Origin of the sequence: Promicromonospora soli (genome assembly GCF_014653785.1) — a bacterium.
Classification (GTDB): Bacteria; Actinomycetota; Actinomycetes; order Actinomycetales; family Cellulomonadaceae; genus Promicromonospora; species Promicromonospora soli.
Genome location: NZ_BNAS01000010.1, coordinates 32,031 through 56,236, shown reverse-complemented (window position 1 = coordinate 56,236; position 24,206 = coordinate 32,031). Strand labels below are relative to the sequence as shown.

Annotated in this window: 28 protein-coding genes, 1 tRNA gene, 1 other RNA gene and 1 riboswitch; of the genes, 19 read left to right on the top strand and 11 right to left on the bottom strand. The window is 70.8% G+C overall.

Annotated features, from left to right (window positions below):
• Positions 1–24: 24 nt before the first annotated feature.
• From IE250_RS23080 to IE250_RS23065, 4 genes are all read right to left on the bottom strand, one after another.
• Positions 25–1,245 (bottom strand): acyl-CoA dehydrogenase family protein, encoded by a 1,221-nt coding sequence (locus IE250_RS23080; protein WP_189671673.1) that lies wholly within the window; start codon positions 1,243–1,245, stop codon positions 25–27.
• Positions 1,246–1,365: 120 nt separating this feature from the next.
• Positions 1,366–2,049, bottom strand: coding sequence for a nicotinamide riboside transporter PnuC (gene pnuC, locus IE250_RS23075; protein ID WP_189671672.1), 684 nt, complete (start codon positions 2,047–2,049; stop codon positions 1,366–1,368).
• Between the two features lie 115 nt (positions 2,050–2,164).
• Positions 2,165–2,300: riboswitch (FMN riboswitch) on the bottom strand.
• 85 nt (positions 2,301–2,385) lie between these two features.
• A complete protein-coding gene (locus IE250_RS23070) occupies positions 2,386–3,135 on the bottom strand; it encodes a TetR/AcrR family transcriptional regulator (protein WP_189671671.1) in 750 nt (249 codons plus the stop codon).
• A 52-nt stretch (positions 3,136–3,187) separates the two neighbouring features.
• Positions 3,188–3,403: a hypothetical protein gene (locus IE250_RS23065; RefSeq protein ID WP_189671670.1), complete on the bottom strand. Its 216-nt coding sequence runs from the start codon at positions 3,401–3,403 to the stop codon at positions 3,188–3,190.
• A 23-nt stretch (positions 3,404–3,426) separates the two neighbouring features.
• Here IE250_RS23065 and IE250_RS23060 point away from each other — a divergent pair, with 23 nt between their 5' ends.
• Positions 3,427–4,044: a mycothiol-dependent nitroreductase Rv2466c family protein gene (locus tag IE250_RS23060; RefSeq protein ID WP_189671669.1), complete on the top strand. Its 618-nt coding sequence runs from the start codon at positions 3,427–3,429 to the stop codon at positions 4,042–4,044.
• A gap of 100 nt (positions 4,045–4,144) precedes the next feature.
• Positions 4,145–5,071: an LLM class F420-dependent oxidoreductase gene (locus tag IE250_RS23055; RefSeq protein ID WP_189671668.1), complete on the top strand. Its 927-nt coding sequence runs from the start codon at positions 4,145–4,147 to the stop codon at positions 5,069–5,071.
• An 82-nt stretch (positions 5,072–5,153) separates the two neighbouring features.
• On the opposite strand, the gene IE250_RS23050 is transcribed toward IE250_RS23055, so the two are convergent.
• Entirely contained in the window at positions 5,154–5,693 is a 540-nt protein-coding gene (locus IE250_RS23050) for a hypothetical protein (RefSeq protein ID WP_189671667.1), read from the bottom strand.
• A gap of 147 nt (positions 5,694–5,840) precedes the next feature.
• Here IE250_RS23050 and IE250_RS23045 point away from each other — a divergent pair, with 147 nt between their 5' ends.
• The 7 genes from IE250_RS23045 (at position 5,841) to IE250_RS23015 (ending at position 11,910) form a co-directional block, all read left to right on the top strand.
• A complete protein-coding gene (locus IE250_RS23045) occupies positions 5,841–6,572 on the top strand; it encodes a TetR/AcrR family transcriptional regulator (RefSeq protein WP_189671666.1) in 732 nt (243 codons plus the stop codon).
• 71 nt (positions 6,573–6,643) lie between these two features.
• Complete coding sequence (locus IE250_RS23040) at positions 6,644–7,639, top strand: ABC transporter ATP-binding protein (protein ID WP_189671665.1); 996 nt, start codon at positions 6,644–6,646, stop codon at positions 7,637–7,639.
• Positions 7,636–9,291 (top strand): ABC transporter permease, encoded by a 1,656-nt coding sequence (locus tag IE250_RS23035; protein WP_189671664.1) that lies wholly within the window; start codon positions 7,636–7,638, stop codon positions 9,289–9,291. Before IE250_RS23040 ends, IE250_RS23035 begins: the two co-directional genes overlap by 4 nt.
• Before the next feature lie 148 nt (positions 9,292–9,439).
• Entirely contained in the window at positions 9,440–9,736 is a 297-nt protein-coding gene (locus IE250_RS23030) for a type II toxin-antitoxin system VapB family antitoxin (protein ID WP_189671663.1), read from the top strand.
• 19 nt (positions 9,737–9,755) lie between these two features.
• Positions 9,756–10,418, top strand: coding sequence for a LytR C-terminal domain-containing protein (locus tag IE250_RS23025; protein WP_189671662.1), 663 nt, complete (start codon positions 9,756–9,758; stop codon positions 10,416–10,418).
• Positions 10,419–10,438: 20 nt separating this feature from the next.
• Positions 10,439–11,068 carry a hypothetical protein gene (locus tag IE250_RS23020; RefSeq protein ID WP_189671661.1) on the top strand — a complete coding sequence of 210 codons (630 nt, stop codon included), beginning with the start codon at positions 10,439–10,441 and terminating at the stop codon, positions 11,066–11,068.
• Positions 11,069–11,187: 119 nt separating this feature from the next.
• Complete coding sequence (locus tag IE250_RS23015) at positions 11,188–11,910, top strand: YcnI family copper-binding membrane protein (protein WP_189671660.1); 723 nt, start codon at positions 11,188–11,190, stop codon at positions 11,908–11,910.
• A gap of 98 nt (positions 11,911–12,008) precedes the next feature.
• Here IE250_RS23015 and IE250_RS23010 read toward each other — a convergent pair whose 3' ends face one another.
• On the bottom strand, positions 12,009–12,824 hold the full coding sequence (locus IE250_RS23010) for an endonuclease/exonuclease/phosphatase family protein (protein WP_189671659.1): 816 nt from the start codon (positions 12,822–12,824) through the stop codon (positions 12,009–12,011).
• An 87-nt stretch (positions 12,825–12,911) separates the two neighbouring features.
• Positions 12,912–12,996: transfer RNA gene (locus IE250_RS23005), tRNA-Ser, on the bottom strand.
• A 174-nt stretch (positions 12,997–13,170) separates the two neighbouring features.
• Here IE250_RS23005 and ffs point away from each other — a divergent pair.
• The 4 genes from ffs to IE250_RS22985 all read left to right on the top strand — a co-directional run bounded on the left by ffs (position 13,171) and on the right by IE250_RS22985 (position 16,238).
• An RNA gene (ffs, locus tag IE250_RS23000) (signal recognition particle sRNA small type) lies at positions 13,171–13,267 on the top strand.
• 381 nt (positions 13,268–13,648) lie between these two features.
• Positions 13,649–14,536, top strand: coding sequence for a MetQ/NlpA family ABC transporter substrate-binding protein (locus IE250_RS22995; protein ID WP_189671658.1), 888 nt, complete (start codon positions 13,649–13,651; stop codon positions 14,534–14,536).
• Complete coding sequence (locus tag IE250_RS22990) at positions 14,533–15,585, top strand: methionine ABC transporter ATP-binding protein (protein WP_189671657.1); 1,053 nt, start codon at positions 14,533–14,535, stop codon at positions 15,583–15,585. The genes IE250_RS22995 and IE250_RS22990 overlap by 4 nt, the downstream gene beginning before the upstream one ends.
• On the top strand, positions 15,582–16,238 hold the full coding sequence (locus tag IE250_RS22985) for a methionine ABC transporter permease (RefSeq protein WP_189671656.1): 657 nt from the start codon (positions 15,582–15,584) through the stop codon (positions 16,236–16,238). Before IE250_RS22990 ends, IE250_RS22985 begins: the two co-directional genes overlap by 4 nt.
• A gap of 6 nt (positions 16,239–16,244) precedes the next feature.
• Here the strand turns inward: IE250_RS22985 and IE250_RS22980 are convergent, their stop codons facing one another.
• Positions 16,245–16,970, bottom strand: a complete 726-nt coding sequence (locus IE250_RS22980; RefSeq protein ID WP_189671655.1) for a Fic family protein — start codon at positions 16,968–16,970, stop codon at positions 16,245–16,247.
• Complete coding sequence (locus IE250_RS22975) at positions 16,967–17,173, bottom strand: AbrB/MazE/SpoVT family DNA-binding domain-containing protein (protein WP_189671654.1); 207 nt, start codon at positions 17,171–17,173, stop codon at positions 16,967–16,969. Before IE250_RS22975 ends, IE250_RS22980 begins: the two co-directional genes overlap by 4 nt.
• 136 nt (positions 17,174–17,309) lie before the next feature.
• Here IE250_RS22975 and IE250_RS22970 point away from each other — a divergent pair, with 136 nt between their 5' ends.
• Positions 17,310–19,892: a DNA polymerase III subunit gamma and tau gene (locus IE250_RS22970; protein ID WP_189671653.1), complete on the top strand. Its 2,583-nt coding sequence runs from the start codon at positions 17,310–17,312 to the stop codon at positions 19,890–19,892.
• Positions 19,893–19,902: 10 nt separating this feature from the next.
• Positions 19,903–20,322 carry an NUDIX hydrolase gene (locus tag IE250_RS22965; RefSeq protein WP_189671652.1) on the top strand — a complete coding sequence of 140 codons (420 nt, stop codon included), beginning with the start codon at positions 19,903–19,905 and terminating at the stop codon, positions 20,320–20,322.
• A 42-nt stretch (positions 20,323–20,364) separates the two neighbouring features.
• Here IE250_RS22965 and IE250_RS22960 read toward each other — a convergent pair whose 3' ends face one another.
• The gene (locus IE250_RS22960; RefSeq protein ID WP_189671651.1) at positions 20,365–20,541 is read right to left on the bottom strand and encodes a hypothetical protein; all 177 of its coding nucleotides are present in this window, start codon (positions 20,539–20,541) and stop codon (positions 20,365–20,367) included.
• 77 nt (positions 20,542–20,618) lie between these two features.
• Between IE250_RS22960 and IE250_RS22955 the strand changes: the two genes are divergently transcribed.
• The 4 genes from IE250_RS22955 to IE250_RS22940 all read left to right on the top strand — a co-directional run bounded on the left by IE250_RS22955 (position 20,619) and on the right by IE250_RS22940 (position 23,188).
• Entirely contained in the window at positions 20,619–21,122 is a 504-nt protein-coding gene (locus tag IE250_RS22955; protein ID WP_229872707.1) for a MarR family winged helix-turn-helix transcriptional regulator, read from the top strand.
• Between the two features lie 46 nt (positions 21,123–21,168).
• Positions 21,169–21,747, top strand: coding sequence for a riboflavin biosynthesis intermediates N-glycosidase (gene ybiA, locus IE250_RS22950; protein WP_189671650.1), 579 nt, complete (start codon positions 21,169–21,171; stop codon positions 21,745–21,747).
• Positions 21,748–21,828: 81 nt separating this feature from the next.
• On the top strand, positions 21,829–22,653 hold the full coding sequence (locus IE250_RS22945) for a nucleotidyltransferase domain-containing protein (protein WP_189671649.1): 825 nt from the start codon (positions 21,829–21,831) through the stop codon (positions 22,651–22,653).
• An 85-nt stretch (positions 22,654–22,738) separates the two neighbouring features.
• The gene (locus IE250_RS22940; RefSeq protein ID WP_189671648.1) at positions 22,739–23,188 is read left to right on the top strand and encodes a GNAT family N-acetyltransferase; all 450 of its coding nucleotides are present in this window, start codon (positions 22,739–22,741) and stop codon (positions 23,186–23,188) included.
• Here the strand turns inward: IE250_RS22940 and add are convergent.
• The gene (gene add / locus IE250_RS22935) at positions 23,185–24,150 is read right to left on the bottom strand and encodes an adenosine deaminase (protein WP_189671647.1); all 966 of its coding nucleotides are present in this window, start codon (positions 24,148–24,150) and stop codon (positions 23,185–23,187) included. The two genes, IE250_RS22940 and add, sit on opposite strands and share 4 nt — an antisense overlap.
• Between the last annotated feature and the right edge of the window lie 56 nt (positions 24,151–24,206).

The following is a 24,206-nucleotide window of genomic DNA, read 5'->3' as shown; positions in this document are numbered from 1 at the left end:
ACCCCGCCCTACCCCGGCGGGGGGCTAGGCGAACGCGCTGGTGCCCGTGATCTCCCGGCCGATGATCAGAGCCTGCATGCTCTCCGTGCCCTCGTAGGTGTGCAGGGCCTCGATGTCGGTGAAGTGCCGGGCCACGCGGTTCTCCAGCAGGATGCCGTTGCCGCCGAGCAGGTCGCGGGCGATCGCCGCGATCTCGCGCGCGCCCCGCGTGCAGGTGTACTTGGCGAGCGAGGCCTGCGGTCCGCTGAGCCCGCCGGCCTCGTCGAGGCGCGTCATCTGCTTCACGAGTAGCTGCATCTGGGTGAGGATCGACAGCATCTTGGTGAGGCGCTCCTGCACCATCTGGCTCGCCGCCAGCGGCCTGCCGAACTGCGAACGCTGCTTGGAGTAGGCCACCGCTGCCTCGTAGCAGGCGATGGCCTGCCCGACTGCGCCCCACGCGACGCCGAGCCGGGTCGCGAACAGGACGCGGCCCGTGTCCTTGAAGGAGCGGGCCTTCGGCAGGAGGCTGTCGGCCGGGACGAACACGTCGGTCAGCACGATGTGCGCCTGGTGGATGGCGCGCAGCGAGATCTTGCCCTCGATGGTCTTCGCGACGTACCCGGGGGTGTCCTGCGGCACGATGTAGCCGTGGACCTGGCCGTCCTCGCCGCGGGCCCACACCACAGAGATGTCGCCGATCGAGCCGAAGCCGATCCACTTCTTCTCGCCGTTGATGACGTAGCCCTCGACGCCGTCCCGCGTCTCCTTGACAGCGGAGGTCTCCAGGCCAACCGAGTCCGAGCCGTGCGTGGGCTCGGTCAGCGCGAACGCGCCGAGGACCTCGCCGCGGGCCATCGGGCCGGCGTACTTCTCGATCTGCTCGTCCGACCCGAGCATCACTATCGAGCGCAGCGCGAGGCCGCCCTGCACGCCGCCGATGGTGGTCACCGAGCCGTCGCCGCGCGACATCTCCATCGCGGCCAGGCCCGATGCCATCTTGGAGATCCTCGGGAGGCCGGGCACGTCCACGCCGTCGCGCAGGAAGTCCAGCTCGGCCATGCGCTTGACCAGGTCCATCGGGACCTCGTACCGCTCCCAGTAGCCGTCGATGACGGGCAGGACCTCGTCCTGCACGAACTGACGGACGGCGAGCTGGTGCGCCCGCTCCTCCTCGGTGACGTCGGCGAAGGCGCCGGCGAAGTCGATGTCGAGCGGCTGCGTGAGGTCGTAGTCGGGCGCCGTCACCCCGGGAGTCTGAGTCATGCGTCCATGGTGCGGGGAACCGGGTATCAGGTCAAGCGAGACTACGTCTCACCCGAGTGTGTCGTCGGCGTGGCGGCAGACACGCCCGTGGGCCCAGGCGCGTCGGCCGACGGTACGCGATCAGGCCGTCACCACTACGTTGTCCGGGTCGGCGCTCTCCTGGCGGCTGATGCGCCACCACGCGAAGAACCCGAACAGCGTGAACAGGCCGTAGAACACGTACATCAGGGCGGTCGCCCAGTAGCCGGCGGAGAACAGCAGGGGAACGCCGACGAGGTCGACGGCCACCCAGATCAGCCAGAACTCGACCCAGCCCTTGGCCATGCCGTAGGTGGCGAGCACGGAGCCCATGAAGATCCAGGCGTCGGCCCAGACCGGCTCGTACGAGCCGAGGGTCCGGAAGAGCGGGGTGAGGAGCAGCGTGCCGGCGAACATCCCGGTCAGGAGGCCGACGCGGGCCCGCCACGAGGCCCAGCGGGGGTGCACCGCCACGGTTCCGACGCCGCCCAGCCGCTCGGTCTGCCGCCAGCGGTACCAGCCGTAGATCGAGACCGCGATGAACATGATCTGGCGGCCGGCCTGGCCCAGCATGTCGGCCCGCGTCGTCTCGCCGAACCAGGAGCCCATGAAGACGGTGAAGAGCAGGATGTTGCCGACGATGCCCACCGGCCACGCCCACACCTTGCGGCGCAGCCCACCCAGCGCGGACGCCAGCCCGAACAGGTTGCCGATGACCTCACGCCAGTAGATCTGCTGGTCGCCGACCAGGAACGTCGCGTCGTAGGCGGCGCGGAACCAGTCCATGTCTCTTCCCTCTCCGAATGTCCGCACACGGGGACTCCGGGGTGAGGGCCGGCGCGCCACGAGGGCGCCGACGACGGCGCGGAGACGTGGCCCGGAGGGGGCGACGGCGCGCGCCGCACGTGCTTCCTCCCATCCGGACTTTGACCGTCGGTCCTGGAATCTCACCAGGTCAACCGGGCCTTCCTTCAGGGAGGCCCGGGTCGCGGACTATGACCGCCGGCTCGGAATTTCACCGACCCCGGAGCACGTGTGCATCTGCTGCACGATGTCTAGCGGAACACAGGATGCCATGGGCTCATTCCCGCCCGGAACACCCCGGAGTGTCTGACTGCAGACTCAGACGAGCGCGTCCCGGACGGCGCGGGCCACCTCGTCGGGCCCGGCCAGGCCCTCGACGACGGCGACGACCACCCGGCGGGTGGGCGGGACGCCGTCGGCGGACATGCTGCTGGCCGCGGTGCCGAGGACGGCGGCCCGCCGCAAGTCGGCGAATGCCTCCTCGAGCTCAGGCCGCAGGTCCAGCGACGGGGTGCGCAGCCAGCGCCGCAGGATCGAGTTGTGGACCGCGACCACGGAGGCCGCGAACGCTATCGACGCCGTGGAGGTCGACCGATCGGGCGGCAGCGTGTCCCGCAGGTAGTGCGTGAACGCGCGCTCGTAGCGGTGCGTGGTGATGAGCTCGCGGTCGCGCAGGGCGGGCACCTGCTGCAGCAGTGCGTACCGGGCGAGCGACGTCTCGCGCTGGCCCACGTGGTGGTCGAAGACCATCCGTGCCGCGCGGCACACCTCGAGGTACGGGTCGACGTCGGGGTCCCACGCGCGGCCGAGGTCGTGCCCGGACTCCTCGCTGGTGCGGGCGTCGGGCCGGGTGGCGGCCAGCATGACCACTACCTCCTCGAGCAACAGCTCGTGGTCGGCGAAGACCACGTCCTCCTTCGAGCGGAACCGGCGGAAGAACGTCGCGCGGCTGACCTTGGCCGCGTCGGCGATCTCCTCGACGGTGGTTCCCTCGTACCCCTGCCGGGTGAACAGGTCCACCGCAACGTCGACTGCCTGCGCGTGCGTGTGGGTACGAACGGCGGTCATGCCAGGCAGGCTACCTCGTGCCCCAGGGGCAGCGTGAAGACTCTTTGAGCGATCAATGGTGTTCATGGCTCGAATTTTCCCGAATGGCGGAGATCTTCCCGGACCGCAGTCTGCGCAGGTAACGCACCTCGCGCACGGCCATCAAGAGACCGAGCACACCGGGCACCGCAGACCAAGGATGACCGAGCACGACGCCCACGAGACACACCAGAGAGATCACCCCGCCGCCGACGACGGTGGCGAGACTTCCCCAACGGATCCCGGTCACGCAGTGAGCGTAGTCTCCTGCGCGTGACTGAGACCGCTACCAAGCCCGTCGTCGACGTATATGTCGACCCCCTGTGCCCGTTCGCCTGGATCACGTCCCGCTGGGCCCTCGAGGTGGCCCAGCTCCGCGACGTCGAGCTGACCTTCAAGCTGATGAGCCTGTACCTGCTGAACAAGGACCGGGACATCCCGGCCGACTACCGGGCCCGCATCGAGCTGTCGCGCGGCATCGGCCGCGTCGCCGCGGCGGTCCAGACGGATCACGGCCCCGAGGCGTTCTCCGCGTTCTACACCGCGGCCGGGACGCGCATCCACAACCAGCGGGACAAGGACTTCGACGCCGTGACGGTAGCGGCGCTCGCCGAGGCCGGGCTGCCCGCCGCCCTCGCGGAGGCGGCGGCGTCCGAAGGCTACGACGTGGAGCTCGCGGCCTCCCACGAGGCCGGCATGAAGCCCGTCGGGGACGACGTCGGCACGCCCACCATCCACGTCGACGGCGTCGCCTTCTTCGGCCCCGTGCTCACGCGCATCCCGCGCGGCGAGGAGGCGGCAGCCCTGTTCGACGCCTCCGTGACGCTGGCGCGGTACCCGTACTTCTACGAGATCAAGCGCTCCCGCACGACGTCCCCGGAGTTCGACTAGCCCCTTGGCTGTGGGGGTGATCATTGCGCCTAAAAGGGGCGCGAAGTCGCAACGATCACGCCCACAGCCGACGTCGGAGTGGCGTGGCATTGTTGAGGCCGTGACTCTCGATCTGCGAATCTTCACCGAGCCCCAGCAGGGCGCGACGTACGACGACCAGCTTGCCGTCGCCCAGGCGACCGAGCGGCTCGGGTTCAGCGCGTTCTTCCGCTCCGACCACTACCTCGCGATGAGCGGTGACGGCCTGCCCGGCCCCACCGACGCGTGGACGACGCTCGCCGGCCTCGCCCGCGACACCTCCACCGTCCGGCTCGGCACGCTGGTGTCGTCCGCGACGTTCCGGCATCCAGGCGTCCTCGCCATCCAGGTGGCGCAGGTGGACCAGATGTCCGGCGGCCGCGCGGAGCTCGGCCTCGGCACCGGCTGGTTCGCACGCGAGCACAGCGCCTACGGCATCCCGTTCCCCGACAAGCGGTTCGGCATCCTCGAGGAGCAGCTCGCGATCATCACCGGCCTGTGGGGCACCACCGTCGGGGAGAAGTTCTCGTTCTCCGGCGAGCACTACCAGCTCACGGACTCGCCGGCCCTGCCGAAGCCCATCCAGCCGAAGATCCCGGTACTCATCGGCGGCGGCGGCCCCCGCCGCACGCCCGCGCTCGCGGCCAAGTACGCCGACGAGTACAACCAGTCCTTCCCGGAGATCGACGCGATCGGCCCGCGGATCGAGGTCATCAACAAGGCGCTGGCCGACGCCGGGCGCGCGCCCGAGTCGATGGTCCAGTCGGTGGCGCTCGTCGTCGCCGTCGGGCAGGACGAGGCCGAGTTCGCCAGGCGTGCCGCGGCGATCGGTCGTGAGCCGGCCGAGGTGCGCGAGCACGGCATCGCCGGGACCGTCGCCGAGGTGGTGGACCGGCTCAAGGCTCTCGAGGCCGACGGTGTCCAGCGGGTCTACCTGCAGGTGCTCGACCTGGCGGACCTCGACCACCTCGACGTGATCGCGCGCGAGGTGCGTCCGCAGCTCGGCTGATCCACGGCCACGATCGGCCGGCCACGCGAAGACCGCGTGGCCGACCGACCGGGACGAGCTACGGGCCGAGACCCTCAGCGGGTCACGGGCACCGGAAGAGGGCCGACGGCGAGTACCGCGTCACCGTCGTCGTCGTGCCGCCGCTCACGTGCTGGTAGCGGACCGTGACGGCGGTGCGCAGCGGGATCGTCTCGCCCGCGCCGGAGCAGGTGCCCCAGTTCGTGTGCTGCACGGTGTCGCGCTTCTCAAACCAGCCGTCCCTGTCGGCCTTCCAGGTGTTGGAGACGGGGCGCCACTGGCCGCCCAGGTATCCCTGGATCTTCAGGTCCAGGACCATGACGTTGTAGTTCCGGCCGCCGACGACGTCCGTGACGTGCGCCTCGCCGAGGAACTGTGGCCCGTCCTTGTGCAGGTAGACGCAGCTGCGGACCTGGGCAGGCTCGTGGAGCGCGGGAACGCAGGAGCGGTAGTACACCGCCTCGGTCGGGGCCATCTGCGAGGCGGAGGTCGGGGCTGCCGCGATGTCGGAGGTATCGCTGGCCTGTGCGGGAGCTGCGACCGCAAGGGCGGCAGCGACGCCGACACTGGCGACGGCAGCGGTGAAGCGGGAGATGGTTCTCATGTAGTTGTGTCCCTTTCTGGGGTGGGAGCTCGGCTACGAGCGCCGCCACGCTGGACGGCAATGTCTTGTACCGATATGTCCGGGGATCGCAATCCAATCACGAGGCGGGTCGCCGCACCGGCTGAACGCGTGTATAAGATGTTAAACATGCGTTCAGTCGAGACTGTCGAGGGGCGCGGGGGGACCACCCCGCCGTCGGGCAACGGTGTGCCCGCCGACGTCGACCGCACCGCGCGCGCCCGGATCCGCGACGCGGCGGTCCGCCGGTTCGCAGTGGAGGGGTTCGGCGCATCGGTGCGCGCGATAGCCAAGGACGCGGGTGTGAGTGCCGGACTCGTGATGCACCACTTCGGCTCCAAGGAGAAGCTCCGCACCGAGGTCGACGCACACATGCTGGCCACTATCCGCCGGCTCAAGCGCGAGAACGTCGCCGAGGCCGCTGCGGGCCAGAGCTTCCTGCACAAGTTCGCGGCCGTCGAGGAGAACGCGCCCATCGTCGGGTACGTCCTGCGGTCCATGCAGGACGGCAGCCCGCTGGCCCGGGAGTTCATCGACCACATGGTCGCCGACGCGGTGGGCTACACCCGGGATGGTGTCGCTGCCGGCGTGATCGTGCCCAGCCGGGACGAGGCCGCGCGGGCGCGCTACCTCACGCTCTCCTCGCTCGGTGCGCTGCTGCTCGAGGTGACGCTCAGCCCGCCGTCCGACCCGGGCGACCTCGGGGCCATAGTCCGCGACTACTTCGCGAACAGCTACCTGCCGATGATGGAGCTGTTCACCGAGGGTTTCCTCACGTCCCGGCGCATGCTCGACGAGTACCTCATGTACGTGCCGGACCCGCCGTCGCCGGGTGGGGGAGCGCCCGCGACCCCTGGCTGACCGGCGCCCGCCGGTCGCACGAGCGCCACCCCTGACACGTCCCCGTACCGACGTCAGAGAGCGAGCGAGCCATGACCGCGACACCAGCGATCGAGATTCACGACCTGTACAAGTCCTTCGGCAGCGTGCAGGCCCTCGCCGGCCTGGACCTGGCCGTCCAGCCCGGAGAGATCCGCGGCTTCCTTGGTCCCAACGGGGCCGGCAAGTCCACCGCCATCCGAGTCCTGCTCGGCCTGCTGCGGGCCGACTCGGGCTCCGCGCGGCTGTTCGGTGGCGACGTGTGGCGAGACGCCGTCGAGCTGCACAAGCGCATCACGTACGTGCCCGGCGACGTGAGCCTGTGGCCCAACCTGACCGGCGGCGAGTGCATCGACTACCTCGCCCGGCTCAGCGGGCGCACGGACAAGGCGCGGCTCAGGGCCCGCAAGGCCGAGCTGCTGGAGCGGTTCGAGCTGGACCCGCACAAGAAGGCGCGCACGTACTCCAAGGGCAACCGGCAGAAGGTCGCTCTGGTCGCGGCCTTCCTGACGGATGCGGAGCTGTACGTGCTCGACGAGCCGACCTCCGGCCTGGACCCCCTCATGGAGGCCGTGTTCACCGAGTACATCCGCGAGGCCAGGTCCGTTGGCCGGTCCGTGCTGCTGAGCAGCCACATCCTGTCCGAGGTCGAGAAGGTGTGCGACACCGTCACGATCATCCGCAACGGCACCGATGTCGAGTCCGGGACGCTGGACGAGCTGCGCCACCTCACCCGCACCAGCGTGACCGCGGTGGTGGGCGCCGACCCGTCGTCCGTCGAGCGGCTGCCGGGTGTCCACGACCTGGTCACCACGCCGGCCGACGGCGCCACGCGGGTCACGTTCGACGCCGACAACGCCGAGATCGGCGCCGTCCTGTCCGCCGTCACCGCGCTCGACGTGCACAGCTTCACCGCGACCCCGCCGTCCCTGGAGGACCTGTTCATGCGCCACTACGGCGACGTGCTGGACTCCTCCGACGCAGCCGCCGGGGCCGCCTCGGCCGCCGATGGATCGCCGGCGGCGAGCCGCAAGGCCGGTGCGCGATGACCGCCGCCGTCGCGACCCCACCGGTCGCCGTGCGCGGGCCGGCCTTCGGGTCCACGCTCACCGGCACGGGGCGCCTGCTGCGCTTCATGCTGCGCCGGGACCGGCTGCGGCTCCTCATCTGGCCGCTAGGTATCGCCCTGCTGTACGCGGGCAGCCTCGGCGAGTACGTGATCCTCGGGGACGACCCGGAGGCGATGGCGGTGCGGGCAGCCCTCATGACCACGCCCGCGATGATCGCCATGGCCGGCCCGGGGTACGGCGTCGACAACTACACGGCCGGAGCCGCTGCGGCCAACGAGCTCATCCTGTGGATACTGCTCACGCTAGCCGTGATGAGCATCCTCCAGGTTGTGCGCCACACGCGCGCCGAGGAGGAGAGCAGCCGGTCCGAGCTGATGCGCGCCGGCGCTGTGGGGCGGCAAGCGCCGTCGGTCGCGGCGCTGCTGCAGGTGCTGATCGCCAACGTGATCGTCGCCACGGTCTCGGGCCTCGTGCTGGTCGCCTACGAGTTCGACGCGGCCGAGTCGTTCACCATGACGTTCTCGATAGCCCTCGGCGCGCTCGTGTTCGGCGCCATCGCACTCGTCGCCGCGCAGGCCATGGAGCACGGGCGCGGCGCGACCGGGGCCTCGCTCGCGGTGCTCGGTGCCGCCTACGCGATCCGGACCATCGGCGACATCCAGGAGGAGCACGGCAGCGCACTGTCCTGGCTGTCCCCGATCGCGTGGGTGCAGCAGACCCGGGTGTTCGTGGACATGCGCTGGTGGCCGCTCGGCCTCTGCGCAGTCGCGATCCTGCTGCTCATCGCGCTCGCCACGGTCCTGGGCTCGCGCCGCGACTTCGGTGCCGGGCTCGTCGCGGTGCGCGGCGGCCGGGCAGACGCCGCGCCCACCCTGACCGGACCGCTCGCCCTTGTCTTTACCCAGCAGCGCATGGGCCTGATGTGGACAGCGCTCGGGCTCGGACTCATGTGGTTCGCCACAGGAAGCGTGGTCGAGGCCGTACCCGAGATGGCCGAGTCCGTGGCGGACAACCCGGTGTACGCGGCGATCCTGGGCCAGAGCGAGGACCTGGTCCGCACCTTCCTCGGGGTGTTCGGCCTGTACGTGGGGCTGGGTTCCGCGGCGTTCGCGGTGGCGATGACGCTCCGGGCCAAGGGCGAGGAGGAGAGCGGCCGCACCGAGCTGGCGCTCGCCAAGCCAGTGGGACGCGCGCGGTGGCTCGCCTCCGGTCTGTTCTGGGCGGCGTTCGGCACCGTTGTCGTGCAGGTGAGCGGGGTGCTTACCCTGTGGGCCGGCGCGATCTCCTCCGGCGTGGAGGAGCCCGGCTTCCTCGACTACCTCGAGCTGGCCCTCGCGTACCTGCCTGCTCTCGCGGTGATGGTCGGCCTCGCCGCCGCGCTCTACGCGTGGGTGCCGAAGGCGACCGGGATCGCATGGGTGCTGTTCGGCTACATGTTCGTGGTCGGCCTGTTCGCGGACTTGTTCGACCTGCCCGACTGGGCGCGCGGGATCTCGCCGTTCTGGTGGGTGGGCGACCCGATGCTGGAGGGTGTCGAGGCGTCTCACATGTGGGGCCTCTCCGGTGTCGCCGCCCTGCTGTTCCTGCTGGCCTTCATGGGCTTCCGGCGGCGTGACCTGCCGAGCGTCTGACCGCCGTCCACCGCCAGGCCCGCACCCTTCCGGCTGTTGTCGGCACGCGCGTTCCGGTAGGGTGCGGGACGCCGTCCGGCGTCAGCAGGCAGGTTTTCTCACCGCCACTCCCGGACCGTGCCCCGCCGAGTCCAGTGAGGATGGACCGATGATCTTCAAGGCCGTAGGAGACGGCCGCCCGTACCCTGAGCACGGGCGCTCGCAGACCCGCGACTGGGTGGACGTGCCGCCGCGCCAAGTGCGGCTCGACGAGCTGGTGACCACCAAGCGCACGCTCGATCTCGACACCCTCCTGGCGGAGGACTCCACGTTCTACGGCGATCTTTTCGCGCATGTCGTCGAGTACGAGGGGACCATGTACCTGGAGGACGGCCTGCACCGCGCGGTGCGCGCCGCACTCCAGCAACGTCCTGTCCTGCACGCTCGCGTGCTCATCCTCCGCTGACTCAGGTAGGTTTCATCGCGTGACATCCCCCGGGTACGACCAGGCGCGTGTGGAGCGCCGTCGCCGAGAGCACGAGCGCCAGGCCGTGGTCTTCGGCGTGCTCATCGCGTTCCTGGCGGTCTGCGGCATCTTCGCTCTCGCGGTCTATTCGGGCGCCATCAGCTCGCCGTTCAACCGGCCGTTCACGACGGTGGGCGTGACGGAGCAGGAGACCTACCCGGTGCCGTGCGTGCCGGAGGCCTCCGGGCAGCCCGACGGCGCCCTCCCGTCCGCATACTCGGACACTCAGGTCCGCGTGCTCAACGCCTCCGGCGAGTCGGGTCTGGCCACCGCGCACGAGTCCGTCCTGGCGGACCGCGGGTTCAACATCGTGGGCAAGGGCAACGTGCCGGTGCTGCTCCAGGAGTCGGAGATCCGGTTCGGCCGGAAGGCGATCGTGCAGGCGTACACGCTCGCCGCGCAGTTCCCGGAGATCCGGCTGGTCCTGGACGACCGGGTCGATCGCAAGATCGACCTGCTCATCGGCGAGGACTACGTGCCGCCACTCGACGTGGAGGACGTCCAGCTGACGGCCGACCAGCCGCTGCGGAACGCTGAGGACTGCGTGCCGGCGGACTCGATCGATCCTGTGGAACGGATCTTGCCGGCCAAGGACGACAACGAGGCGCAGCCGGCGAAGTAACGGCGGTTAGGGTCTGTGCTGTGCTGACGCCGTCCTCGGGAGCCGTGGGCTTCGGCCGCGCGCTCCTGTGGGCGGCGGTGGTGCTCGGGCTCGCCCTGACCGCCCACCTCGAGGCGGGTGGCCACGTCCCGCCGGCCGAGGCGATAGCGCTGCTCGGCGCGCTCCTCCTCGCGGTGACATCGGTGGCGGTGCGGCGGCAGATCCGCTGGCCGGGCGGCCTCGCCCTCGCGGGCATCGGCCAGTACGGCCTGCACCAGGTCTTCTCGTTCCTCGGCGGCGCCTGCGCGCCGTCCACGCTGCCCGACGGCGGGGCGTCCTCCGGGGCGCATGCGCACCTGGCCGGCTCTGCCGCGGGCACGCTCGGGGAGTGCATCGGGGCCGGGCCCACGGCGATCGGCCCGGGGATGTTCGTGTGGCACGCCCTGGCGACCGTCGTGTCCGTAGGGCTGCTCGTTGGCGTAGAGCGCGGTGTCTGGCTGCTCGCGTCCTGGCTGGTCCGGCCGCTCCTGGTGGAGCCGCTGTGGGTCCCCGTGACCCGGCGCGCCCCCGCGCTCGTGGCGCTCGAGACGCCGTCGGGTTCCGTGGACGTGGACGTCGCGCCGGGGCGAGGGCCGCCGTCGTCGGTCTGGGCGATGTACCTCGCGGCCTGACGGAACCCCACCCCGTGAAGCGTCTTCGCTCCGCTGCGGCGCTTCGAGCCGGGGAGTCGGGCGGGAGGTGCGTCGCCGTGCGCCACCCTCACCCACCAAGACCGAAGGATCCCAAGTACATGACTCGCTTCAGCATGCCCACCCGGCGCGCCCTCGCGGCCGTCCCCGCCACGGCAGCTCTGGTGCTGCTCCCCACATCCGCGTACGCGCACGTCACCGTGAACCCCGACTCGACCGCCGCCGAGAGCTACGCGAGCCTCGTGTTCCGCGTACCGACGGAGTCGGACACCGAGTCGACGGAGAAGCTCGTCGTGGACCTGCCCGCGGACACCCCGTTCCTCAGCGTCACGCCGCGCACCCTGCCCGGCTGGGACGTCGAGGTCGAGGTCAGCAAGCTCGACGAGCCGTACGAGGTCGAGGGTGCGACCGTCTCCGAAGCGCCCTCGCGCGTCACCTGGACCGCCGAGAAGGGCAACGAGGTACCGCCGCACGAGTACCAGGAGTTCGCCGTCCGGGTCGGCGCCCTGCCCGAGGCGGGCACCGATGTGGTGCTCCCCGCCCACCAGACGTACACCGACGGCACCGTCGTCGACTGGGACGACCTGGTCACGGGCGACGGCGAGGAGCCGGAGGCTCCCGCGCCCGTGTTCACGACCACCGCCGCCGAGGCGGGGGAGGGACACCACGGCGCCGCCGCGGAGTCGGACGACTCCGCCACGGTGGCCGGTGAAACCTTGGCCGCGGGCGCCGTCGACCCCGTGGGTCGCTGGCTCGGCGCGGCCGGCATCGTGGTCGGCGCCGCGGGGATCGGCGCGGTGCTGTTCACCCGCCGTCGTTCCTGACGCCTCGCGGACGGGTCTCGACAGGCTTGACCACCGGGTGGTCCGTTCCGGTGGTCGAGCCTGTCGTCGGTGCTCGGGCCTGGCGAGACCTGTATCCGTCAGATCTTCAGCAGGGCCTGGACCGGGGTGTGGTCGCTCGGGTAGCGGCCACCCCGGTTCCAGGTGTTGATCGCAGCCGCCAGCACCTCGATGCCGGGCGTGGCGAGGATCCAGTCGATCCGCACCCCGTCGGGGTTCGGCGTCTCGTAGTCGTGGAACGTGTCCATGTACGGGGTGAGCCGGCGGTCGGCGGCGAGCCAGGTGTCCTGTAGCCCGCCCTGGGTGACCAGGACCTCGTACGGCGCCGAGCCCTCGGCCGCGGCGTTGCAGTCGGCGGTGAACACGACGGGGAGGCCTGCCTCCGCCACCTGGTCGCGGACCACCTGGGCACTGCGCACCTGCGCGTTCTCCGACTCGTGGTCGAAGTGCGAGTTGATGTGCAGGAAGTCGCGCCCCGTCACGTTGTCGTGCAGCTCGGCCCAGGTGACGATGCGGGTCACGGTGTTGCCCCAGGTGGCGGAGGCAATCAGGTCCGGGGTGTCGGACAGCCAGAACTGGTCCCACCACTTCACGGTCAGCCGGCGCGCGTCGTAGAAGATGCAGGAGTGCTCCCCGCCGGCGCCGCCGTCGCGTCCGAAGCCCACCATCTTGTAGGCCTGGCCGAGCCCGGCCTCGACCGCGGAGAGCTGGTGGAAGAGCGCCTCCTGGACCCCCAGGATGGTCGGCTGCTCCCGCCGCAGGAACTCCGTGGTGAGTGGGGCGCGCTCCGGCCAGTGGTCGGGCTCGCCAGGCTGCGTCTCGCCGTCGTCGTAGCGGATGTTGAAGCTCATGGCGTGCAGCAGGTCGCCGCGTGCGGGGCCGATGATGCTGGACATGGGCTCTCCTCCCGGGCGACCTGCCCGGCTGTCTGATCGCCCGAATGACGAAGGGCTCGCACCGAATGGTACGAGCCCTTCTGACTGCGGAGGATGGGGGATTCGAACCCCCGAGGGCGTTAACCCAACACGCTTTCCAAGCGTGCGCCATAGGCCACTAGGCGAATCCTCCTCGCGCTCCACCAGGGCGGGCGCGCGGGCCACGGACCGGAGTCTGGCGCGGCCTGACGAGGATACCGGACGCCGTGCTCGGACAACGAATCGGAATTCGGTGCCAGGCTGTGAGGTCGCGTACAGCGGGCTCCACCTCGGTTCGGCCGGGCCGCCGAGATCGGTTAGGCTTGCGGTAGACCCCTCGTGCGGCACCACCTCGCCGAACTCCCCCAGGGCCGGAAGGCAGCAAGGGTAAGTGAGCTCTGGTGGGTGTGCGAGGGGTCGCCTATTTCCCCGTCTTCTGGCGGCTCCGCCAGCATGTGGACGCTCTTTCGTCCGCATCGTGGGATTTGCCCCCCGGAAATTCGCCCCGACGTCGTCCAGTGACGCACGATGTCCGCGTGACCCGCACCTGGACCGTCGCCACGACGTCGCGCATCTGCCGCGACGCCATGTGTAGCGGCCGCGTGCGCGGCGGGCGAATGTGCGAGCGCTGAGAGCGCCGCACGTTCCCGCGGCTCCCTGAGGGCCGCTCCGCACAGTCCCGCGAGCTCGCCACGTTGCTGATGGCCGTGGCCCGCCGCCGTTGCACCCCGGCCTGCGCCAGGCGCCGGCCCCCCGCTTCCTGAGCACAGGCATACCCGCGCCCGTGCGCCCCGAGAGGACCACCCATGTCTCGCTTCACCGCTGTGCTGTCCACCGGTCTCGCCGTCGCCGCCACCTTCGCCCTGAGCGGCTGCGGAGCCACGGAGGTCACGGCCGCCGCCGGCACCACCGACGACCCCGTCCGGATCGGTGTCGTCAACTCCGGCGACGACTACTGGAACACCTTCGCCGACCTGGCCGAGGAGGTGGGCATCAGCGTCGAGCTGGTGAACTTCAGCGACTACCAGCTGCCCAACCAGGGCCTGACCGACGGCGACCTCGACCTGAACCAGTTCCAGCACCTGCAGTTCCTCGCGGGCTACAACACCGCCTCCGAGGAGGACCTCACCCCGATCGGCGCCACCGCCGTCTACCCGCTGGGTCTCTACTCGCAGCAGCACGACAGCGTCGAGGACATCCCCGAGGGCGGCGAGGTCGCCATCCCGAACGACGACAGCAACCAGGCCCGCGCGCTGCTCGTCCTGCAGGAGGCAGGGCTGGTCGCGCTGCGCGACGGCGGGAGCGCGTTCTCCACGCCCGCCGACGTGCTCGAGGACGAGTCGCGCGTGACCGTGACCCCGGTCGACGCCGCCCAGACGGCACTCGCCCTGCAGGACGTCGACGCCTCGATCATCAACAACGACTTCGTGGGCGACGCCGGCCTGACCTCGGAGGACGCGATCTTCTCGGACGATCCCGACTCCGACGCCGCGGCCCCGTACATCAACGTGTGGGTCGCCCGCGCGGACGACGCCGACAACGAGGTGTTCCAGCAGCTCGTCGAGATCTACCACTCCCCGGAGGTCGAGAAGGGCGTGCTGGAGGCCTCGGGCGACACCGGCGTCATCAAGGACAACCCGTCCGGCGAGCTCCAGGAGATCCTGGCAGGCATCGAGGAGGACGCCACACGATGACGACCGCGACCGGCAGCATCGTGCGGTTCGAGGGCGCCTCCAAGGTGTTCCCCGGCAACGGGCGCGGCGGGGAGGTACGCGCCGTCGACGGGGTCACCCTCGACATCCACGAGGGCGAGATCTTCGGCGTCATCGGGCAGTCGGGCGCCGGCAAGTCCACGCTCGTCCGCCTGATCAACGCGCTCGAGCGCACCACGGGTGGCGACGTCGTGGTCGACGGCGTCTCGCTCGGCGCCCTGAACGAGGCGCGCCTGCGCCCGGTGCGGGCCGGGATCGGGATGGTGTTCCAGCAGTTCAACCTGCTCGCCTCGCGCACGGTGGCAGGGAATGTCGCCTACCCGCTCGAGGTGGCCGGCTGGCCGCGAGCCCGGCGCGATGCCCGCGTGACCGAGCTGCTCGACTTCGTCGGCCTGTCGGAGAAGGCGGGCGTGCACCCCTCCGCGCTGTCGGGAGGCCAGAAGCAGCGCGTCGGAATCGCCCGGGCGCTCGCCACCAACCCGCGGATCCTGCTGGCCGACGAGGCGACGTCGGCCCTCGACCCCGAGACCACGCGCGGCGTGCTGGACCTGCTCCAGCGCGTCAACCGCGAGCTCGGCGTCACGGTCGTCGTGATCACGCACGAGATGGACGTCGTCCGCTCCATCTGTCATCGCGTAGCCGTGATGGACAGCGGGCGTGTCGTCGAGGTGGGCGAGTCCTACCAGGTCTTCAGCGTGCCCTCGCACGACGTGACCCGGCGGTTCGTGGCCACCGCGCTGCGCGACCGGCCGTCGCCCGAGGTTCTGGCGCGCCTGCGCACGCGGCACGCCGGGCACATCGTGACCGTCGGTGTGGACGAGGCAGCCGGGTCGTCGGCGGTGCTGACGCGCACGCTGCGGGAGCACGGCGTCGACGGGACGGTTGTGTTCGGCGGCATCACGGAGGTCGCTGAGCGGCCGTACGGGTCCCTGACCGTGGAGCTCGTCGGTGATCCTGCCGCGGTGGACGCCGCCGTGGCGGCGCTGCGCGACGTCACCTGGTTGGACGACCACGGGAGGGCCGCCGCATGAGCTGGGACATGCTGACACCGCTGCTCTGGGAGGCCGCGGGGCAGACGGCGTACATGGTGCTGATCACCCTGCTGGTGGGCGGCTTCCTCGGCCTGGCCCTCGGACTCGGGCTGTACCTGGCGCGGCCCGGGAACCTGCTGGGCAACCGGCTCGTGTTCGCCGTGCTGAACCTCGGCGTGAACGTGGTGCGCCCCGTGCCGTTCATCATCTTCCTGGTGGCGCTCGGTCCGCTGACCCGCACGGTCATCGGCAAGACGATCGGCATCGAGGCGTTCACGTTCGCGATGTGCTTCATGGCGACGTTCGTCTTCGCGCGGCTCGTGGAGCAGAACCTCGTCTCCATCGACCCCGGCGTGGTCGAGGCCGCCCGGGCGATGGGCGCGTCGCCGCTGCGCATCGTGCGCACGGTGCTGGTCCCGGAGGCGCTCGCGCCCCTGATTCTCGGGTACACGTTCCTGTTCGTCGGCGTGCTCGACATGTCCGCCATCGGCGGGTACCTGGGTGCCGGCGGGCTGGGCGACTTCGCGATCGTGCAGGGCTACCGGCAGTACGACTGGGCGGTGACCGCCGTCGTGGTGGTGCTGATCGTGCTGATCGTCCAGGCGGTGCAGTGGCTGGGGAACGCCCTGGCGAGGCGTGCGCTGCGGCGGTGACGGGGCTCAGGTGTCCGACGACGTCGGGGCGAGGCTGCGGTCGGCCTCGGCAGTGAGGTTGGTCGCGAGAAGGACGGCCAGCCCGGACACGTCCTCGGCGTCGAGCATTGTGCGGTAGCTGGACCGCTGGTCGACGCGAACGATGGCCGGAAAGCCGTACTTCCGAACGGTCTGATAGGCGATGAGCGCCCGACCGGTCCGGCCGTTGCCGTCGCTGAACGGCTGGATGCGTTCGAACGCGATGTGGCTCTGCGCGAATGCCTCCAGGAGCGGAGGGCCGTCGAGGTTCGCGGTCTGCCACTCGGTCTGGTCGATCCACCGTTGCATGAGCTGCGGGACCTGGGAGGGTGCTGCCGGGCGCCCGGCAGCCCCGGTGGTGCGGTTGCTCGACGATCTGTACCGCCCATGGTCGTGAGCCAGATGATCCATGAGCACGCCGTGCAGGTCCGTGACCAGGCGACCGGTGAGCGGCTCGTCGACCGCGACAGCGCGAAGTACTCGAGCGAGCGCGTCGCGATGGTTCGACACCTCGTAGAGCTCGCGTAGTGGTGTCCCTGCCCTCGGGGTCAGCTCGTCGACGAGGAGGGTGATCGTGTCAGCGAGAGTGAGCGTGTTGCCCTCGATCGCGGACGAGTTGTACGCCAGGCGGGCGAGGACGTCGTCCGCGTAGGCCGGGTCGAAGACGCCGGTGGCCTGGACCTCGTCGTGGAACCTCGCGTGGTCCAAGGTCATCGGCGGATCCGCCGCTTGTCCAGGATCGCGGAGAGCTCGTCGAGGTTCATGCCCTCGTACTTGTTGACGGCACGAAGCTCGAGGACGCCGCCGCGGACCGTGACCTCGACGGGGTCGCCGACGCCGATGCCCAGCTCCTGCAGGTCGGCAGGGCTGATCGTGACGCCGGCAGAGTTGCCGATGGTGACAATCTTCTTCCGCATACGAACACGATAGCGCCACGTACGAACAAGGGCGAGGGTGGAATTTGACGGTGCCGGCGACTCGGTCTTGCGCGCCGAAGGAGTGGTGTGGATGGCCGTCCCCCGAGTGTCGGTGAGGCCGTCTATCGTTGCGGGGGTGAGCACCGCCCTTTACCGCCGCTACAGGCCCGAGACGTTCGCCGAGGTGATCGGCCAGGACCACGTCACGGGCCCCCTCATGCAGGCCTTGCGCAGCGGCCGGGTGAGTCACGCCTATCTCTTCAGCGGTCCGCGGGGCTGTGGCAAGACGACGTCGGCGCGCATCCTCGCGCGCACGCTGAACTGCGCGAAGAACACGCCCGAGTCGCCGATCGACACCCCCTGCGGCGAGTGCGCCTCGTGCGTCGAGCTGGCGCGCGGCGGGAGCGGGTCGCTCGACGTGGTGGAGATCGACGCGGCGTCGCACAACGGTGTCGACGACGCGCGTGACCTGCGCGAGCGCGCCACGTTCGCCCCGGCTCGCGACCGGTACAAGATCTTCATCCTCGACGAGGCGCACATGGTGACGCCGCAGGGCTTCAACGCGCTGCTGAAGATCGTCGAGGAGCCACCCCCGCACATCAAGTTCATCTTCGCGACCACGGAGCCGGACAAGGTGATCGGTACCATCCGGTCGCGTACGCACCACTACCCGTTCCGGCTCGTGCCGCCGGACGTCCTGTCCCCATACCTCGAGCAGCTCTGCGCCGCCGAGGGGATCGAGGTGGGCAGCGGCGTGCTCCCGCTGGTCACCCGGGCAGGCGGCGGCTCGGTGCGCGACTCCCTCTCGGTGATGGACCAGCTCATCGCAGGCGCGACCGGCGGCGTCGTGGACTACGACCTCGCCGTGGGCCTGCTCGGCTTCACCCACGCGACCCTCCTGGACGACGTCGTGGACGCGCTCGCCGCGCGCGACGGCGGCTCGATCTTCCGGGTCGTGGACCAGATCATCGCGACGGGGCACGAGCCCCGCCGGTTCGTCGAGGACGTCCTGGAACGCCTGCGCGACCTCATCGTCATCGGCGTCTCGGGCGACGCCGCCAGCGCCGTGCTGCGCGGCATTCCCACCGACCAGCTCGAGCGCATGCGCACCCAGGCCGGCCGGCTCGGGGTGGCGGAGCTGTCCCGGGCGGCGGACCTCGTGAACGCGGCCCTCACCGAGATGACCGGCGCCACGTCGCCACGCCTGCACCTGGAGCTCCTGTGCGCGCGTCTGCTCCTGCCGGGTGCCGACGACGGCGCGGCGGGACTCGCCGCACGCATCGACCGGCTCGAACGGGGCGGCATCGTCGCTTCCGGAGCACCGGCAGCTTCCAGCCCGGGCAGTGCGTCTGCCGCAGACCGCACGCCGGCCCAGGAGCCGACGCCGGGCGGGCTCGCCGGGTCTGCCGCCGCGCGGGCCGTGCTCGATGCGCGCAAGAAGCGCGGGGAGTCCGAGCAGCCGGCGCCTGTGGCCCGGCCTGCCGCCCCCACTGCCTTGCCAGGGCCGGAACCTGCTCCGGTGGCAGCGGCTCCGGTGGTATCGGCCGTTGTGCCAGAGCCCGGGCCGACGGCCGAGGCCCTTCCTGAGCCTGAGGCGCCTGTCAAGCGGGAACCCGTTGCTCCGGAGCCGGAATCGGCCCCCACCCCGTCCGCCTCTGCTCGGCCCACACCCGAGCCGTCGGCCACTCCGGCCGCACCGCCTGGCGCCGAACCGGGAGTCACCACGGAGACCGTCCGACGGCGCTGGCCGGAGGTGCTCGGAGCACTCGCCGCCGCACGCGTGACGTGGTCGCTCGTCGGGCCCAACGCCCAGGTCGCTGCGCTTGAGGGAGGCACGCTGAAGCTTGGCTTCGCGGCCCCCGGACTGGCCCGCGCGTTCTCGAACGCGCGGCACACGAGTGCCGTGGAAGAGGCGGTCTATCAGACGCTGGGCATCCGGGTACGGGTCGAGGCGACGCTCGACGAGGGCCCGCCCGGAGGTGGCGGTGCGCCCGGCGGTGGTACTTCCGGTGGCGGCCCGTCGGGCGGCGGGGGCTCGGCGTCGTCGGGCGAGCCGCGGCGCGAGGCCCCAGCGCCCGCTGCTGCTCCGGAGCCCGACTGGCCCGACGTGCCCGCGCCCGGCGGTGGCGGCGCCACTGTGTCCGCGCCCGCGGCCCAGGCGGTCGCGACGTCGGGCGCGCAGGTGGGGCTCGCCACGGCACCGGCCCAGGGGAGAGTCGCGGTCGCCGACCGCCCCGAGCCGTCTCGCCCCGAACCGTCCCGGCCCGAGCCCACGGGGCCCGAGGCGGGCCGCCCGGTGCCGTCGCGTCCCGCCGCCCGGCCGTCGGCGGCGAGCGCGGCCGACGAGGCCTGGCTCTCGGGCGCCAGCGCGACCGAGCCCCCCTCGGACTACGACATGCCGGAGCCCGAGCCGGTCTACGAGGAGCAAGCCCCGCCACCGGCGAAGGCCCCGATGTCGGGTGCGGGCGGCGCGCGGGAGGCCCTGCGACAGGCGACCGAACGTCGGGCACGTGCGGCGAACGGCCCGTCCATCGAACCGCGCGTCGGGGCTCCGGCGAGCTCAGCGCCCAGGCCGGCGCCATCGGATGACGGGCCGGACTTCTACGACGAGCCGTCCGCCGACGACCCGGACATCACGTCGGCCGGGCTTACCGGCGTGCCGCTCGTGGTCCAGGTGCTGGGCGGAACGGTGATCGACGAGATCGTGGAGCAGGCGTGAGCGAGGAGGCGTGAGCGGCGCCATCGGCCCGATCACCACGCTAAGGATCGTCGCGGCCGTCGTGGAGCGTTCCGACGGTCGGCACCTGCTCGTCCGCAAGCGGGGCACGCAGGCGTTCATGCAGGTGGGCGGCAAGATCGAGCCGGGTGAGGAGCCGCTCGCCGCGCTGGTGCGGGAGTTCGAGGAAGAGGTCGGGCTGCGGCTCGACCCGGCAGACATCGAGAGCCTCGGCCGGTTCGTTGCGCCCGCTGCGAACGAGCCCGACCACGTCGTCGACGCGCACGCCTACCGGGTGCGGCTGCGTCCCGGTACGGAGATCGCGGTCCAGGCCGAGCTCGAGGAGCTCGTCTGGATCGACCCGGCCGACCCGGTCGCGAACTACCCCCTGGCGCCGCTGTCCCGCGATCTGCTGGTCGCGGCGGGGCACTGAGCGGCGCCATCGACGGCCGTCTTGACGAGCCCGGAGAACGCCTCAGTGTTCGGCGCCCTCCGCCCGATACCGGGCCACACGCTCGGCGCGCTCGCGCTCCATCCGGCGTCGGGGGTCTCTGTTCTCCGACTGCTCGGCGGGTCCGGCCACGTGCAGGAGCAGCCAGTTGAGTCGCCACATGAAGCGGTAGCCCAGGGTCAGACCGTCGCGGTTGGGCATGCCCAGCCTCCATTCGCTTGGTGTACTAATAGTTAGCACACTAACTGATAATCTGGCCAACGTCCGAGAGGAGCCACATGACTGTCACACCCGGGGCCGCCGCGGCGTCGTCCGTCCCCGCCGAAGAGCTCGCCGACGGCGGCGCGCCCGACCCCGAGGATCTTCTGGCGCTCGACCGTCAGGTCTGCTTTGCCCTTGCCGTCGCCTCGCGCAGCGTCATCGCGCTGTACCGGCCGCTGCTCGAACCGATGGGACTCACGCACCCGCAGTACCTGGTCATGCTTGCCCTGTGGGAGCAGTCGCCGCTCTCGGTCAAGCAGCTCAGCGGACTGCTGCGGCTCGACCCGGCCACCCTGTCCCCGCTGCTCAAGCGCCTCGAGGCGATCGGCTACCTGACGCGGCGCCGAGACGAGCGCGACGAGCGGGCGCTCGCCGTGGAGCTCACGGAGGAGGGCCGCGCCCTGCGTGCGCAGGCGCTGCTCGTGCCGCCCGCGATCATGGGGCGCCTAGGCCTGTCCGTCGAGGAGCTCAAGGTGCTCCACAAGAGCCTCACCCAGGTCATCGCGGCTGCCGCCCCGTAGCCGACTGATCGGGAGGCGTGTCAGAGGCTCCTGGCACACTTCGTGCATGCCCCACAACACCACCCTCCGGACCGCCTCCGCCCGCTCCGTGGAGGAGCTGCGGATGCTCGTTGAGGCTGGAGCCACCGTCAAGTACCTGCACTTCTGGGGGCACCAGCCCGAGCCTGACGGGACCCCCGGCAGGGGCAGCCTCAGCCAGTGGTTCGAGGCGCCGTTCGTCGTGGACGGCGTCCGATACCGCACCGCTGAGCACTGGATGATGGCGGAGAAGGCACGCCTGTTCGGGGACCAGGAGGCGGAGCGAGCGGCGATCGACGCCGCGAATCCCGCGCTCGCCAAGGCCGCCGGGCGTACCGTCCGCGAATTCGACGACGCCGTGTGGGACCGCGAACGGTTCGAGATCGTGGTGCGCGGCAACACCCATAAGTTTGGGGCGCACCCCGACATGCGTGAGTTCCTGCTACGCACCGGGTCGCGAGTGCTCGTGGAGGCAAGCCCGCGAGACCGCGTCTGGGGTATCGGGATGGGCGCGAAGAACGAGAACGCCGAGAACCCGGCTGCTTGGCGTGGCCTCAACCTGCTGGGCTTCGCTTTGATGGAGGCCCGAGAGCGGCTTCGGGGCTGAGCTGCTGGACGACGGACGGGCGACTGGCCTCGGGCGGAAAAGATCGCGACTCCGCCGTCGTCCTGCCGCTACGTTCCGTGGATGCGCACAATCCCCGGCTCAATGAATCCGGACGTTGTCCGTGCCATCGACGCGCGCCTCGACCGTCTCGAGGAGGAGCACGACATCAAAGTGCTGTGGGCGATCGAGAGTGGCAGCCGCGCCTGGGGATTCCCGTCGCCGGACTCGGACTACGACTGTCGCTTTCTCTATGTGCGCCGCGTCGGGGACTACCTGAGCCTGCGTGCGCGGCGTGACGTGATCGAGACACCCCTCGACAAGGTCTTCGACGTCAACGGCTGGGATGTCCGCAAGGCCCTCGGACTGATGGTCAAGGGAAATGCGACGGTGGGGGAGTGGCTGCGCTCGCCGATCGTGTACCGCGGTGATGTGGCTTTTCGCGACGAGCTGCTGGCTCTGGCCGAAGACATCGTGGACCGGGACGCGTTGAGGAGGCACCACGTGCACGTGGCCAGGAACAACCTGGCTCTGCTGGCATCGAGCGGTGTGGCAAAGAAGTTCTTTTACGCGTTGCGTCCGGCCGTCACGCTGCGCTGGATGCGATTGCGCGAGACCACGGCACCGCCCCCGATGGATCTGCCGACACTCGTAGCGGAAGCCGCGCTTCCCGAAAGCCTCAGAGCGGTTGTCGACGAGCTGATCGGTCGCAAGGCGCGCACAAGAGAGATGAGCTCGATCGTTGTGCAAGACGTCCTCCTGGACTTCGTCGAGACGGAGCTGCGGACGGCGGAGGCGATGCTGTCAGACTTGAGGTCGCCGGGAACAGGCGAAGCCCGTGAACGTGCTTGGACCCTTGCGGAGGAGGCGTTCCGGCGGCTGATTGGTGACTCGTCGGGCGCTCGCTAGCCTGTGGGTGACCAGACAGCGGGCTGATCGGCCGCGCTGCCTCGCTCGACGTCGGGTGTCAGTGTCTCGTGGCAGAGTCGAGCCCATGGCGAACCTGCAGCTCGCGAAGCTCACCCCGGACAACCTCTTTGCGGCTATCCAGCTGCCGCCCCAGGCAGGCGACGAGGAACCCGTGGCACCGGTCGCCTGGTCGGTCGCCGAGGCGTACGTCAATCCCACCGCGTGGCCCCGGGTTGTCCTTGACGGCGACGAAGTGGTCGGCTTCATCATGGCGAACTGGAACCCGGACGAGGAGATCCCGGAGTTCCGGGCCGGGATCTGGCGTCTGAACGTGGCACGCGACGCGCGCATGCGCGGGGTGGGCAGGTTTGCCGTGGAGCAGGTCGCCGAGGAGGCCCGACGGCGCGGGCTCGACCGCATCACCGTCCTGTGGGTCCCGGGCACCGACGGGCCGGAAGAGTTCTACCTGCGCTGCGGCTTCCGCAAGACCGGGAACATCCTGTTCGGCGAGGTGGTGGGAGAGCTGCTGCTCTAACCGCCCAGCCAGGCCTGGATCCCGTCGAGCATCTCCCGCTTCAGCGCGGCCGGCGCGTGTGACGCCGCGACCGATGTCGCCGCGATCGTTGCGAGCTCCGGTTCGGCGCACGCTTGCCGCGCGATCTCGTACTGGCCCACCATCCCTACCCCGAACAGCAGCGGGTCGTCGGTCGCAAGGGCGACCGGGACGCCGTCGGCCAGCAACGCCGGCACCGCGTCCAGGGCAGGCGTGACGCCGAACGGCGGGTACGACGTCGGGCAGACCTCGAGCACGATCTGGCGCTCCGCCAGGAGCGCGACCACCGTCGGATCCTGGAGCGCCGTCAGCCCGTGCCCGATCCGCGTGGCGCTCAGCAGCTCGACACACTCGCGCACGTGCCACGCGCCCTCGTAGAACCCGGCATGCGGCACGCGCGCCAGCCCGGCGTCCGCCACCAGCCTGAATGCCGGGACGAAGTCGCTGACGCGTCCGCGCCGCTCGTCGTTCGAGAGCCCGAAGCCCACGACGCCGTCCGGCGCGTACCTCACCGCGAGCCCGGCGATGCGTTCCGCGTGCTGCGGGTCCGCGCCCCAGCTCGCGGCGAGGACCACGCCCGCCGGCCGGCCGCGCGCGGCGTCGAGCAGGGCCTCGACCACAGCTTCGAGCGATCCGAACCATCTCGCGTACGACGTCGGGTCCACCTGCAGCTCGGTCCAGCCGACGCCGTCGGCGGCGTCCTGCTCCACCGCCTCGCGGACCACCCGCGCGATGTCCTCAGCGGAGCGCACCGCCTCGCGCGCCGTGTCGTACCGCGCCTGGAACGCGTCCCAGCCGTGCACGACGCCGGGCGCGATCGGCACGGCGGGAAGCAGCGGGAGACCGTAGTACGCGGCGAGCTCGGCAGCGGTCGAGGGCCGCATCGACCCCGTCAGGTGCAGGTGCAGGTTCGCCTTGGGCAGCGCGCGCAGGTCGCGGGGCATGCCAGGGAGTCTGGCATGCCCCGCGCCACCTGCCACCGGCAACGGCTGCCGGCCAC